This window comes from Peribacillus simplex NBRC 15720 = DSM 1321 (assembly GCF_002243645.1).
GTDB lineage: Bacteria > Bacillota > Bacilli > Bacillales > DSM-1321 > Peribacillus > Peribacillus simplex.
The window spans coordinates 3,423,267-3,435,963 of the sequence record NZ_CP017704.1; the positions used below are offsets into that span (position 1 = coordinate 3,423,267).

The 12,697-nt window shown below is 35.8% G+C and carries 15 protein-coding genes; 11 read left to right on the top strand and 4 right to left on the bottom strand.

Annotated elements, in window-relative coordinates:
* Positions 1-431 precede the first annotated feature (431 nt).
* The 5 genes from BS1321_RS16470 to BS1321_RS16485 all read left to right on the top strand — a co-directional run bounded on the left by BS1321_RS16470 (position 432) and on the right by BS1321_RS16485 (position 2,750).
* Positions 432-797 carry a DUF2089 domain-containing protein gene (locus tag BS1321_RS16470; protein ID WP_063236559.1) on the top strand — a complete coding sequence of 122 codons (366 nt, stop codon included), beginning with the start codon at positions 432-434 and terminating at the stop codon, positions 795-797.
* A gap of 13 nt (positions 798-810) precedes the next feature.
* A complete protein-coding gene (locus tag BS1321_RS16475; RefSeq protein ID WP_063236560.1) occupies positions 811-1,200 on the top strand; it encodes an SHOCT-like domain-containing protein in 390 nt (129 codons plus the stop codon).
* 10 nt (positions 1,201-1,210) lie between these two features.
* Positions 1,211-1,492 carry a hypothetical protein gene (locus BS1321_RS16480; RefSeq protein WP_063236562.1) on the top strand — a complete coding sequence of 94 codons (282 nt, stop codon included), beginning with the start codon at positions 1,211-1,213 and terminating at the stop codon, positions 1,490-1,492.
* Positions 1,493-1,898: 406 nt separating this feature from the next.
* A complete protein-coding gene (locus BS1321_RS27860) occupies positions 1,899-2,072 on the top strand; it encodes a hypothetical protein (protein WP_169803995.1) in 174 nt (57 codons plus the stop codon).
* Between the two features lie 291 nt (positions 2,073-2,363).
* Positions 2,364-2,750 (top strand): DUF1259 domain-containing protein, encoded by a 387-nt coding sequence (locus BS1321_RS16485; RefSeq protein WP_063236561.1) that lies wholly within the window; start codon positions 2,364-2,366, stop codon positions 2,748-2,750.
* Positions 2,751-3,146: 396 nt separating this feature from the next.
* Here BS1321_RS16485 and BS1321_RS27865 read toward each other — a convergent pair whose 3' ends face one another.
* Entirely contained in the window at positions 3,147-3,305 is a 159-nt protein-coding gene (locus BS1321_RS27865) for a hypothetical protein (protein WP_169803994.1), read from the bottom strand.
* Between the two features lie 293 nt (positions 3,306-3,598).
* Between BS1321_RS27865 and BS1321_RS16490 the strand changes: the two genes are divergently transcribed.
* The 5 genes from BS1321_RS16490 (at position 3,599) to BS1321_RS16510 (ending at position 8,808) form a co-directional block, all read left to right on the top strand.
* The gene (locus tag BS1321_RS16490; protein ID WP_063236383.1) at positions 3,599-4,237 is read left to right on the top strand and encodes a hypothetical protein; all 639 of its coding nucleotides are present in this window, start codon (positions 3,599-3,601) and stop codon (positions 4,235-4,237) included.
* Between the two features lie 577 nt (positions 4,238-4,814).
* On the top strand, positions 4,815-5,255 hold the full coding sequence (locus BS1321_RS16495; protein WP_063236384.1) for a hypothetical protein: 441 nt from the start codon (positions 4,815-4,817) through the stop codon (positions 5,253-5,255).
* Between the two features lie 393 nt (positions 5,256-5,648).
* Positions 5,649-6,896, top strand: a complete 1,248-nt coding sequence (locus BS1321_RS16500) for a dicarboxylate/amino acid:cation symporter (protein WP_063236385.1) — start codon at positions 5,649-5,651, stop codon at positions 6,894-6,896.
* A 600-nt stretch (positions 6,897-7,496) separates the two neighbouring features.
* Positions 7,497-7,898 (top strand): DUF6157 family protein, encoded by a 402-nt coding sequence (locus BS1321_RS16505; RefSeq protein ID WP_063236386.1) that lies wholly within the window; start codon positions 7,497-7,499, stop codon positions 7,896-7,898.
* A 202-nt stretch (positions 7,899-8,100) separates the two neighbouring features.
* Entirely contained in the window at positions 8,101-8,808 is a 708-nt protein-coding gene (locus BS1321_RS16510) for a DNA alkylation repair protein (protein ID WP_063236387.1), read from the top strand.
* A gap of 330 nt (positions 8,809-9,138) precedes the next feature.
* On the opposite strand, the gene BS1321_RS16515 is transcribed toward BS1321_RS16510, so the two are convergent.
* The 3 genes from BS1321_RS16515 to BS1321_RS16525 are packed head-to-tail and all read right to left on the bottom strand — an operon-like array spanning position 9,139 to position 11,367.
* Complete coding sequence (locus BS1321_RS16515) at positions 9,139-10,419, bottom strand: FtsW/RodA/SpoVE family cell cycle protein (protein ID WP_063236388.1); 1,281 nt, start codon at positions 10,417-10,419, stop codon at positions 9,139-9,141.
* Positions 10,416-10,835, bottom strand: coding sequence for a PadR family transcriptional regulator (locus tag BS1321_RS16520; RefSeq protein ID WP_063236389.1), 420 nt, complete (start codon positions 10,833-10,835; stop codon positions 10,416-10,418). The genes BS1321_RS16515 and BS1321_RS16520 overlap by 4 nt, the downstream gene beginning before the upstream one ends.
* Positions 10,825-11,367, bottom strand: a complete 543-nt coding sequence (locus BS1321_RS16525; protein ID WP_063236390.1) for a sigma-70 family RNA polymerase sigma factor — start codon at positions 11,365-11,367, stop codon at positions 10,825-10,827. The genes BS1321_RS16520 and BS1321_RS16525 overlap by 11 nt, the downstream gene beginning before the upstream one ends.
* A gap of 669 nt (positions 11,368-12,036) precedes the next feature.
* Here BS1321_RS16525 and BS1321_RS16530 point away from each other — a divergent pair.
* On the top strand, positions 12,037-12,651 hold the full coding sequence (locus BS1321_RS16530) for an undecaprenyl-diphosphatase (protein WP_063236391.1): 615 nt from the start codon (positions 12,037-12,039) through the stop codon (positions 12,649-12,651).
* Positions 12,652-12,697 lie beyond the last annotated feature (46 nt).

Here is a 12,697-nt window from a genome sequence, read left to right on the forward strand (position 1 = left end):
CGCCCTATTTTGGAATAACTAAAATATAGACTAATTCTCAAATCAATGCATAATCGGAGATTAATCAACCCGTTAGCTTAATAATTTTCAAGTTCTAAATCATTTCATACTACATCAAGCTAACGACTGCTGAATCATCATCAGTTGGAATATTAATATCAAATATCCATGGATTATTAATCAGCATCTCAAAGTCTAAGTAATCGTGCTCATTATGTAACTGGGTATTTTCACCAAGAGGAATGTCTACAATTCCAACCATTATGGTAAAGATTATAATTGAATGAATAATTAAAACGGAAAATCAATAATATTAAATAACAAATTAACATTATTGATTTTTTAATTTAAAAAAATTAATTTCACTATTTATATTTTTAACTACTTGTTATATAATCGAGTCAACTAAAAGGGAGGAATTGCATTCCATTATGGCTTATAAAGTAATCACAGAGTGTCCTGTCTGCAGTAAAACATTGAAAATTACAAAGTTGCAGTGCTCTCATTGTCACACTACGATTGAAAATGAGTTTGAATTATCTAAGCTGGCATCCTTATCAAAGGATCAGCTTCATTTTGTGGAAGTATTTTTAACATGCAGGGGGAATATCAAAGAAGTTGAAAAGGAGCTGGGCATTTCGTATCCCACTGTTCGAGGCAAGCTAACAGACATCATTTCATCTCTTGGATATGTGCAGAAGAAGAAAAATGAAGTAGACGAGAAAAAAATTGTCACCATGTTGGAAAATGGCGAAATCACACCAGAAGAAGCCATTAAGCTCTTAAAAGAGGAATAGGGAGGAATTTAACATGAAAGAGGAAATTACAAGAGTGTTAACAATGGTTCAAGAAGGGAAGATTGATGCAGATAAGGGATCAGAACTGATTCAAATATTAAAAGAGAAAGAAGAAACAGGTAATAAGCTTCTTGAAAAACCGACTAAATATTTAGATAAAACATTAAAAGTTCGTGTTGTATCAGCCGAAAATGATAACGTTACGGTCAATTTGCCTATAAAACTTGTCAAGGCAGTATTAGTGGCTGGACATAGCATCGCAGCGAGTATCCCTCAATCGGAAAAATACGTTAAAGATATAGACATAAGCCTTATTATTGAAGCAATCGAAAACGAATTAGATGGCCAAATTGTTGATATTAAATCGGCAAACGGGGATACCGTTTCGGTCATCATTGATTAGTGATTTGCTTATGATGCATGTAAAAGTGAAAGCGAAAGGCGTTCGGTTTACCATTCCAATTCCGTATGCTATTTTAAACATTGTTATTTCAATTTTGTCTTCAAAATTCATTCAGCAACATGCAAACAAATGGACAAAAGAGCACTTCGAAAGAAAAAAAATGGACTTTACCTTTCCACTAATAGAAAAAGAAACGCTAAAGCCTATCGTCAAGGAGCTGAAAAATTATAAGGGGATCGTGCTAGTAGATGTCAAAGCTAAGGACGGCACTGAGGTTAAGGTTAGACTATAATTTATTATAGTATACACCGACCACTGACTGGCATTTTGAAGAAAAAGCTAATTTCTCGCTTACAATACCGAGAAAATTGTAAAAAGACAATAAAGTTATTTAATTTTAAAAGAACTATTCTTCACTAAAGTTGTGAAGTGTCACTTCTACTTAACAAAATAGACTTTATAATCAGAACTGAAAGTATAATTCACTAATAAATGAATTATACAGACTCACATTGTGATAAATTGTACTTAAACAAACGGGTGCTTTAGCTTAGGATCAAGCATAGTGTATACGAACTGTGCATATTTATATTTATATTTATTAACTTATCGATTTCCTCTTTTTCAAAAGTTGAATAAGAAGCACTTTCTATTCAACTTTTCTAGAAATATAATTAAACGGTAAGGAGGCAATAAGAATGAAACATAATTCAATGCACCAATGGCATAAAGAGCATAATAAACGGGTAGCAGAATTTCACAAAAAACACGCTGCTCAAGTAGCTAATGGAGAAAACGGAAACGGTTGGTTAGCCAAGCTCGAAACGTCTTTTTTTAATAAAGTACTTGTTCCTCTTAAGGTTGTGAAATAACATCTTTTTTTCTGCTCCTGCTCTTTGAGGAGCAGTTATTTTTTGATTTTATATAAATACTTTGTGACACAGTATGTGTCAACTCTGCAATAAGTCTTATAGAACTAACAGGTGCGTTAATTCATTAGTGAGCTGTGACGATCAGCTCTTTTCTTATGGAGCTAAGGGGAGCAGAATAGTTTGAATAAGATATAAACAATTTTCAAAATTTGTAATTCAAAATAGATGTATATCCGTTTCGGATCAAATCATTAATTCATATCCTATTAATACTAGGGAGGAGATGAATAGATGGCATCTAATGATGAATTAATTTGTCAAGAGTTTGCAAGAATTATCGGCGGCCAAGAAGGATTTGCGGGTGGGAAATGTGTGACAACCATAAATCGAAATGAAATAAAAGCAAAAATTTTAGGAAAACGTTTTAGCGTGACCTCTTCTTTCTCATTTGAATCAAGAGATAATAAGACTGGACGAGCATTGTGTCTAGGTAGGGTAGCACTCTTGCAAAAAGAAGTTGAGAATTTTGTTGCTTCCATTCTTAAACAAGGAATAATAGTTTCATCCATACACAATGAGTGGCTTTTTGATAATCCGAATTTGATTTACGTTAATATCGAGGCTGTTGATGACCCATTAGTTTTTGCAAGGAAAGTCAGAAAAGCGTTAAGGAACTAACGGATTTCTCACTAGTGGTAAACCGGAGCTGTCATAAAAGGCAGAAAAGCAGCTATAAACTGATTTTTAGAGAACATAATACACGGCAAAAACCCAGTTTTTTTGAACCGACGGGTGCGTTAGCTGAAGATCAGAGCTGTCTTTAAGACAGCTTTTTCTTATGGAACTAACGGGGAAGGTTAAAAATAAGGGTTACCCAATTAATTGTAGCTTACCTTCTGCTATATTTATTTGTTTATTTCTTTAGCTAGGTATTCACGGTCAATGGCTTGAGGTGGTCTTTCAAACCAACCGTGCTTAATCATTAAGTTTACAGCATCTCCATCAAGTCGAAATGAGAGGTGTAAAGTGTTTAATTTTGAAGCAGAAAAATAAAAAACCACTCAGAGTGGTTTATTAATCGCGCATTGCTCCTGCCTCACGGGAAGTCATTGCACCTTGTCCTTCGCTTACATCTTTTTGAATTTCTTGTTTTACTTTTTGTGCATCAGTTCCAGAAAATTCTGGTTTCATAATAGAACCCAAATTCTCATTAGCTTGTTGATCCTGTTGCATACAAGTCCTCCTCAATGTATTGTTTAACAATCTTATTATTTACAAAAAAACTCTCGTTATACTCCGAGCATGTTTCGTGATAGATGGTGGCGGCGAGGATCGCAGCCATAGAAGTTTCTTATGGAACTAACGGGGCGGAGAGTTCCATAAGGAATAACTTGTTTTTTTGCTCCTTCATTTAAAATCCACTTATTTACAGATCAACAGTGTAAGTAGAACCATTATTATGAATATTAAAATTCCATATTATCAATAATAAAAAGGTGATTTTAACTTTGGAAGGAGATGGTTTTATGAAAAAATTATTATTGATGGGATTTATTTTTTTATTTCCTCTAAACATGGTGGCTGGAACAACCAGTGCATATGCTAAACCGCAGGTACAACGTATTAGCCAATCTGAGGTAAAGTTCGAAAATGAATTCAGGAGACTTTGGATTGATCATGTATTGTGGACAAGTAATTATATTACAAGTGCAACAACGGCTGGAGCGGAGGATCAAAAACAGGTACTGGCTAGGCTTCTGAAGAATCAGGAGGATATTGGTAATGCTGTAAAGCCAGTATACGGAGAGAAAGCTGGGAACAAACTTACGGATCTGCTTAAGGAGCATATTGTTATTGCGGGAAAGATTGTAGATGCGGCTAAAAGCGGAAATAATGCCTTGGTGCAACAGCTAAACAAAGAATGGTATAGAAATGCTGATGAAATAGCAGCTTTCCTTAGCGGTGCCAACCCCTATTTGAAAAATGAAGATCTAAAAAATTTGCTGTATATGCATCTGAAATTAGTGACAAATGATTTAACTGCAAGCTTAGCAAAAGATTGGAACGCAAGGATCGTTTCAATTGACGATGGGGTCACACATATAATCCTAATGGCAGATAATATCTCTGCGGGAGTTGTAAAGCAGTTTCCGGATAAGTTTTAAAAAATAATCTTAAGAATTCTCCAGCATTCTGTTGGAGATTCTTTCATTATGAGGGGCATTTGCTTATGTTTATACAACTGGTTCATACAAATACCGCGCGATGGTTGAGTAACTGCATTATTGCACTAACTGCCCCGTTACTTTAAGTACATTCCTTCTCAATCACTATTTTTAACATAAATATCTAAATTAACTACCGAGTGTAAATCAATTATCTGGCCCGATTGCGGAACAAAAATAAAAATCGCTTCAGCATCATGCGTGTTAGTCAATAAAAGTGTAAACAACCTAGGCATTTAGCAAGTTTATGAAGGGATGTACTTAAACAAAAAGGTGCGTTAGCTTAAGATTGGAGCTGTCTTAAGGCAGCTTTGTTGAATAAGGAAAAAGATCATTAGTGATGAAATTATTATTTTTATAGTACGTAAGGGGCAGTAAAATTCAACAAAGAAATTCGGTTGAATTATAGGTGAATTATGGTATTGCAATTGATGAAATTGACGAAACCAAAAGATGTTTGAACCTAAGAAGCTTTGGTCATTTTTAACTATTTTAATAGTCAGTTTATTCTGATATTATGGAAGGGATAAAGATTGGAGGAGGAAATAACATAAAAAGCTTATTTTCAATCTTAAGTACCTTTGTGTTGGTTCTGGCAGGTGGAATGGTATTATGTACTTCTTCTGCACAAGCAAGTGTTCCTCAGTATTCTTTTCAAACAGAAGATGGAAAATGGGATGGTGAAATTGGAAATCCTAACAGCGGTAGTGACTTAGAGGTAGAACTAGTTTCCCCAATCTATTTAAAGACCTCTTCTGGAAGTAAGTTATTGACTAATTATAGTAACGTATGGTCTCGCCTCTGCAATGCTAGTACTGGAAAGTGCACAGGCTATCATAGCTTAGCAGGTGGAAAGACATTATTCACAGGTATGAAAATAGGTAAATTCTATGTTGATGTGAAAGATGGATATTCTTCTGGCAAAGTATATGGAAAACTACAAATTATTTTCAAATAACTTGTATTACTTGCTACCCATTCTTAATGGGTAGCTTTTTATATGGAAAGTTTCTAATATAAATTAATATCTAAATATTTTTGTATAATTTACTAAAATTGATTAACACTGCCCTTTTTTGTGTTGGAAGTGCATTTATTATTCGAACGGGATTAATAATTAATTCTTATAACTTTATAGTAATTCAGTATTTTACTGAATTACGAAAAAATGATACAGTATTTTCTATATTTACAAATTTATTTACATTGGGGGTTAGCTATGAAATATGCAGAAACAATTTTAAAAGCTATTTCTTCTTTCTCATTAAATAGTCAAAAGAAAAAGGAATTATCTATTTATTGATTTATTGTGTGATGATGCTATTAATCTTTCGTTCAGGGAGGACAATCTATGAAAAAGTTTTTTGCTTTTCAAGTGTTAATTGCATTGTTTATTGGAGCACTTATCGGACATTTTTTTCCTGAACTTGGCCAATCTTTAAGACCAATTGGCGACGCTTTTATTCATCTCATTAAAATGATTGTTGTGCCTATTGTTTTCACTACTATTGTCATTGGGTCATCAGGCGACGGAAACATGAAAAAAATGGGGTCGTTAGGACTTAAAACAATTATATGGTTTGAATTTATTACCACTCTGATTCTAGGTATTGGTCTTTTACTTGTTAACATTTTAAAGCCTGGTGCTGGGCTTAATTTGTCCCATCTTGCCCAGAAAGATATAACACAATTAAATGAAAGCGTTACCAAAGTTGTCGATTTTAAAACGATGCTTGTTAACATCATTCCAAGCAACATTGTTGATGCGATGGCAAAAAGTGATTTATTAGCTGTTATATTCTTCGCAATTTTATTTGGTGCAGCTGCTGGAGCAATTGGCAAAAAGTCAGAGCCGGCAATGAAGTTTATGGAATCAGTTGCAAATATCATGTTTAAACTGACACAAATGGTCATGGTAACCGCACCGATTGGTGTACTATCTCTCATGGCAGCCTCTGTAGGTCAGTATGGTATCGCCCTTTTAATCCCTATGGCAAAATTGATTGGGGTTGTGTATCTTGGACTTGCTATTGTTATTTTCGTTCTGTTTCCAATAATTGCTTGGTTCTTGAAGATTTCTTACTTTAAAGTGTTTCGAATGGTATGGGATTTGTTCCTTATCGCTTTTTCTACAACAAGTACGGAAACCATTCTGCCTCAGTTAATGGATCGAATGGAAGCATACGGTTGTTCGAAACGTGTTGTTTCATTCGTTATTCCTTCTGGGCTATCACTGAATTGTGATGGTTCGACATTGTACCTTTCTGTTTGCTCTATTTTCTTGGCACAAGCATATGGCATCCCGATGGATTTTGGCCAACAGTTGATTGTAATGGGTGTTCTTGTTGCAACTTCAAAAGGAATTGCTGCTGTTCCATCCGGTTCGCTGGTTGTCCTTTTAGCCACAGCCTCAGCAGTAGGGCTTCCTGCAGAAGGCGTTGCAATTATAGCAGGCATTGACCGTGTGCTGGATATGGCACGTACTGCTTGTAATACTCCTGGACATGTTCTTGCTTGTATTGTGGTTTCGAAGTGGGAAAAAGAGTTCCGTCAGGAAGAATGGAAAGCTCAAACCGAACAGTCAAGCATTCAGGCATAAGATTAAGATAAATGGAGTCCACATGTTTTTGTTGTTCTCCCCAAATGTTGAGGTGATGGTCTTCGGACCTCACCCTTTTTCATGTGAATCCTCATCCTTTTAAACTTTTGGGCTATTAATACCTTTTACGGTCCAGGTGATAAATAAGAGAACGATATGGAGGTAGCGCATTGAAAAAAATGCTGGGTTATTATCAGTTTTCCTTTTTAATGATATGAGTAACTAATTTTTTTGTTTTAGCACCTGTTGTTGATTTTATTGGAAATCATATTTTCTTAATAACGATTTCAGTATTTATAGTCTCTTTAATACTAGCTTTCCTGTAAGAAAAGGGGTTTTGGAGAAAAGCTGCGTTCGGCACATTAATAGCAATAGTTGTTATATGAAAATTATTCTATGGTTTGATGACAATTTTATGGAATGAACAAAAAATTTTTTTTTCTTGCTGTAACTTAACGAACTAAAACAAGTAAATTCAGTGAAGTGAAGAGTGCTGAGGCAGCCTTTTTCTTTTGGCACTAACGGGGCAGCATACAGGAAGATGATGATGGTATAATATGGTATAAGGGTAATCACACTGCTTAATAAGGAGGTTGTTATATGAGTTATAAGAACACACTTATTACCATTTCAGAGGATTCAAAAGTTACTTCAGGAAAGGTACCTATCATCAGAAACGAAAAACACACAATTGCTTATATTGAGCATGATTTAATTAATAATAACCCATATAAATTTACACAAGACGACGTACAATTCAAAACATACATGATCAAGAATCAAATTGAAGAGAAAAATGCAGATGAACTTCGAGAACAGTTTTTTTCAAAACCCAAGGCTTGCTTCAGAGCTTCTCCTTTAGTAAAGAATCATGGTTGGGGAATTCATTATAATAATCAAGGGAAAATTGCCATATATGATGCTAAGAGTGAAATGTATAACCAATTGCTTAATCAAGTTGACATTACAAAACTTAAAGGTATGCGTTCCAAAAGAAAATAAATACAAACGGGGCAGGTTAGTTGAACAAGTCCAAAGGGGAAATCCCATGATTCTAAGCGTTGTTAAGTGGATTCCTGCGTGACACTCATGTGCTTAGACGGTAGTTTTGCTGACAAATGGTAGTTTGTTATAGGATAATGGTGATATATTTTATGGGCAAAATATTAGGGGGAAAACTCCAAAAAGAAGGAAGTGCTAAACGATGAATTTAGAAATGGTTATGCAGGAGCTAGAAGCCCTTGGCAAGGAACGAACTAAAAAAATTTACATATCCAATGGTGCGCATGAGCCGCTTTTTGGCGTGGCTACAGGCGCTATGAAACCAATTGCAAAGAAAATAAAAATAGATCAACGTTTAGCTGAAGAGCTTTATTCCACGGGGAACTACGATGCAATGTACTTTGCAGGCATTATTGCAGACCCAAAAGCCATGACTGAGTCGGATTATGATCGTTGGATGGATGCTGCGTATTTTTATATGCTGTCTGATTTTGTAGTGGCTGTAACTTTATCAGAGTCAGATATTGCACAAGAAGTTTCTGATAAATGGATCGCAAGCGGTGAAGAGCTGAGAATGTCAGCGGGTTGGAGTTGCTACTGCTGGCTTTTAGGGAATCGCCTAGACGTTGAATTTTCAGAAAGCAAGATTTCCAATATGCTTGAAATTGTGAAAAATACGATTCACGATTCGCCAGAACGAACGAAATCCGCTATGAATAATTTTCTATACACCGTGGGGATTTCATATGTGCCACTCCATGAAAAGGCAGTCGAGACCGCAAAGGCAATAGGAACAGTAGAAGTCAAACGGGACAAGAAAAAAAGCAGTTTTCTAAATGCTTACGAAAGTATTCAAAAAGAAGTCGATAAAGGAAAGCTTGGTTTTAAACGCAAACATGTAAGATGTTAAAAAATTTGCCTCGCAAAATTGAAGTGTAATCTATGGAAAGGAATCCATTTCGATCAATCTATTTTCAAAATGGATTCTTTTTATTTTCGCTAATATGGGGGTTCAAGAGGAAATTTTGATCAATCTTGATTCCAAAATACACTAGATCTTAATTAGTTCTATATTTTGATAAATCGACTTACTGATCATTTATCAGTTCCTATATATTCAACTTTCAGGGAATTTTCCACCTGTTAATTATCCTCATGATTCATTGCATCTTTCAAAGCTTGGCCTTTACCCATTCCTAGTTTCTTCAGAAAAGAGAGTATGAGCTACAGTACCATACTCTCATATTTTCTTCATCAGTATAATATTTTTTTTGTGATACACACTTAAAACCAGACCAAACAAGCAGGCGTTAATCATCGCTGATAAAGCACCATAGCTCATAAATGGCAGGGATACGCTTATTATTGGTAATAAGCCGAGAGACATTCCGATGCTGATAGTTACCTGTGCAGTGAATATGGCAAAACTGCCGGAAACAAGCATTTTCCCAAATGGGTCTTTCACAGTTTGGAATATACGAGAAATTCGCCAGATCATCCATAAAAACAGCAGACCAATGAGCAAGGCCCCGGCCCAGCCAAGCGTATAGGTAATCGTTACAAAGATAAAATCCGTCATCATTTCATTTGAAAAATCAATCTCCCCGAGGGAACCAAAATGTCCAAACCATCCGGCATCCTCAATTAGCTTTTCCAGTTTCAAATATATATACCCCGATGTCTCACTGAATTTTTCAGGCGTAATGAACGCAAAAAGTCTTTCAAATTGATAGGTCCTTATATCTTTCAACGCTAACTCTATAAGCAGAAGTGAAACACATGTAGTAAGCAGGACCGCTGCAGTGATAAGGATTTTCCTTTTATTTAGGCCGCTCTTCCAGACCATTACAGCGACCATCAATGAGTAAAGCGCCACCGCCTGCAAGTTGGCTGTAACCATAAACAAAAAGGCAGAACAAATGTATAAAATGGCAGCCAAATAAACATTCATCTTTTTTGATTGCAGCATTCCGGCCCAGGCAAGCAGAAAAATTGGCAGAACCACAATAGAATCGACCGATAAAAGGCCCATAATATTCATTTGAGGACGCCCGTTCATTGTTAAATTGGAATATTGGAACTGAACAAGAATCAGACATCCCATCGTAAAGAAAACCCAGCCCCATCTCTGAAGTTTCCGATAATCGAAAAAAAGAAGGACACAGGCCAAAATGACACTTCCTGTGACAGAATATACCTGCTTCAGCACTGAAAATGAATTACCATTCTTAAATAAGAACCAAAACAAAAACAGACCCGTAGCTGACATGAATAGAAACATGCTCATTAGCTTCCAATCAATCTTCGGCCTGTGCAGCTCGTCCATCTTCTGTCCAATGTCAGCGGGGCTTCCCATTTTTCGGACAGCCAGTTCCTCTGCTTCATCTTCTGTATATCCTTTTTTGACCAGTTCAGTTTTAGCTTGATGCAAATGGGCTTTTAATTCAGCTTCTATATATTTTTTTGCTTCTTTTGATCGAATATATGACGAAACCTCATCTAAAAAATGATTGCTTCTCAATCGGTTCCTCCTCCTTCAAACGCTGTCCGCCAAAGAGCAGAGGCGGAACCACTTTTAGATTCCTTTTTCTTTAGCCACTTTTTCGCACGTTCATCCAAGGAATAGAGCTTTCTTTCTTCAGTTTCCCAAAAAGACTGGAGCCAGCCTTCCTTCTCAAGCTCATGCAAGACAGCATACAAGGAGCCTTCATTATTTTCAAATTTCCGGATGCCTTTCTGGTAAAGAGATTCATTAATTTGATAACCACTTTTCTCCTTATCCAATGATCTGAAAATACCAATCAAGATGTCTTCCCTACTTACATCCTGCTTTTCGATAGCGGTATGGATGGAGTTTCTATGGTTTTCCGTGAATTTCAAATCAAGAAATGTATGCTTTTTCATAGCCGATTTCAAGCGTGTTAATTTATCTTCCATCGGTGGATTCCTCCCAATAGGTTTTTAACCTTCTTTTCGCCTGGCGCATCCGGGTCTTCACCGTTCCAAGTTTGACCCCGGTAATTTCAGAAATCTCCTTGAGCTTCATTTCCTGAAAATAATGGAGATAAATGAGCTCGCGATAGTGGATTGGCAGTTCCATGACTGCATCAGCAAGCTGCCTGTCTTCATCCTGCTGAATGATCTCTTCTTCCACATTATCGGTAGAAGTCCATTCCTGCTCCTCTTCCGCAGTCGAAACTTTTCGGAAGTACCAGCTTTTCCTATAATCCTTACAATGGTTAATAGCAATTCTCCAAAGCCACGTCCTTATATTTGATTGTTGGTTATACGTGGGCAGCGCCTTATAGCATTTGATGAAAATCTCCTGTGTCAGGTCCTCTGCCACAACTGCATCTTTTACATAGGAATAGACCAATTGCAGAATATCCTGTCCATAAAGGGACATGATTTCATCCAGTAAGGATTCGTTATCTTTCATTTGAGACCATTTAAACACAAACTCCTCCAAAACAGTTCACACTTCCTTCCCTAGATATATAGACGATAGTACTTATAAGAAGGTTTTCTGTTTTTTAAAATTATCCCTTTGTTACTATGGAGTACAGCTGAAAATAAAGAAAACCTTTTAATAATTAGTACAGCAATAGTAGAAAAAATCCTTGCCTGACAACATCCGATCAAAAAAGTTAAACCGTTTATAAACATGATAAACCAAAAAATCATTACTGATTTGGTATTTTCTTATAAAACTAACGGGGCAGGTTAGTTCCATAACAACAAGTAAAATACACCCCAGTGTGCATAAGATACAAACTGTGCAATAAAAAAGTAATAGACTAAGTGAATTGTCTATTACTATATATTACTTATTCACCAGTAATGCACTTCGTTCAATCAAAATGCTGAGTTAATAAAGAATCTGGCTGACCTGGAACTTTATCCTGAAATCCACGCATAAGACACGGCTTCTCTATCAGACAAATGGGAAGGTACGATTTTTTATCTCCAAGATAAACCATATTTGTATTTGAGGATTGGAATACATTTATTATGTAAGTTGATGATGGACTTTCTGTCTGAAAGATGTAAAATATAGGTTTAATTGAAGTTCATCTTATTTACATAGTGGAGCTTAATAAAGGTTAAAGTGATAATAGAATTAGGAGGGAATTTTTCAATGGCTTTGTCCGAAATGAATAGTAAATTGTTTAGAATGATTAATAATCTAGGTAAACAATACACCGATTTAAATCCTTTCTTTGTATTCATCGCTGAATACATGATTTTTTTCTTAGTATTGGCAGTCCTGATGTTTTTGTTTTCTCGAAGAAATAAAAATAGAATTATGGTAATCTGTGCATTTATTACATTAGTTATCTCGGAAATATTGGCGAAAATAGCAGCGCAATTCCACTCGAATTATCAACCATTTGCTGAGTTGTCCAACGTTAATAAGTTAGTTGAAAAAGCAGTCAATAATTCCTTTCCAAGCGACCATACGATCATATTTTTTTCATTTTGTATAACCTTCTGGTTGTTCAAAAGGGGTTGGGGGTTTTTATGGGGAATTTTGGCTGTCTTTGTAGGTATTTCGCGAATTTGGGTAGGTGTCCATTATCCAGCAGATGTTATTGTCGGAGCCATCATCAGTATCGTTTCAGCCACGATCGTTTACAAAATTGTTCTTAATTTAAGTCTGACTAAGAAATTTTTAGGAAATCACGAGATGGGCGAACAATCCATTCTATCTGCCCTATCCAAACAAAAGAAAGGTAAGTCAAAGGACTTTTAAAAAAAGGCAGCTATTTCTATTTGTAACTAACGGGGAAGGGTTGCTC

Coding starts and splice junctions, on each gene's coding strand:
- BS1321_RS16480 (WP_063236562.1), top strand. CDS start 1,211: ATGATGCATGTAAAAGTGAAAGCGAAAGGCGTTCGGTTTACCATTCCA.
- BS1321_RS16505 (WP_063236386.1), top strand. CDS start 7,497: ATGAGTTATAAGAACACACTTATTACCATTTCAGAGGATTCAAAAGTT.
- BS1321_RS16500 (WP_063236385.1), top strand. CDS start 5,649: ATGAAAAAGTTTTTTGCTTTTCAAGTGTTAATTGCATTGTTTATTGGA.
- BS1321_RS27865 (WP_169803994.1), bottom strand. CDS start 3,305: ATGCAACAGGATCAACAAGCTAATGAGAATTTGGGTTCTATTATGAAA.
- BS1321_RS27860 (WP_169803995.1), top strand. CDS start 1,899: ATGAAACATAATTCAATGCACCAATGGCATAAAGAGCATAATAAACGG.
- BS1321_RS16470 (WP_063236559.1), top strand. CDS start 432: ATGGCTTATAAAGTAATCACAGAGTGTCCTGTCTGCAGTAAAACATTG.
- BS1321_RS16475 (WP_063236560.1), top strand. CDS start 811: ATGAAAGAGGAAATTACAAGAGTGTTAACAATGGTTCAAGAAGGGAAG.
- BS1321_RS16510 (WP_063236387.1), top strand. CDS start 8,101: ATGAATTTAGAAATGGTTATGCAGGAGCTAGAAGCCCTTGGCAAGGAA.
- BS1321_RS16490 (WP_063236383.1), top strand. CDS start 3,599: ATGAAAAAATTATTATTGATGGGATTTATTTTTTTATTTCCTCTAAAC.
- BS1321_RS16495 (WP_063236384.1), top strand. CDS start 4,815: ATGGAAGGGATAAAGATTGGAGGAGGAAATAACATAAAAAGCTTATTT.
- BS1321_RS16485 (WP_063236561.1), top strand. CDS start 2,364: ATGGCATCTAATGATGAATTAATTTGTCAAGAGTTTGCAAGAATTATC.
- BS1321_RS16530 (WP_063236391.1), top strand. CDS start 12,037: ATGGCTTTGTCCGAAATGAATAGTAAATTGTTTAGAATGATTAATAAT.
- BS1321_RS16520 (WP_063236389.1), bottom strand. CDS start 10,835: ATGGAAGATAAATTAACACGCTTGAAATCGGCTATGAAAAAGCATACA.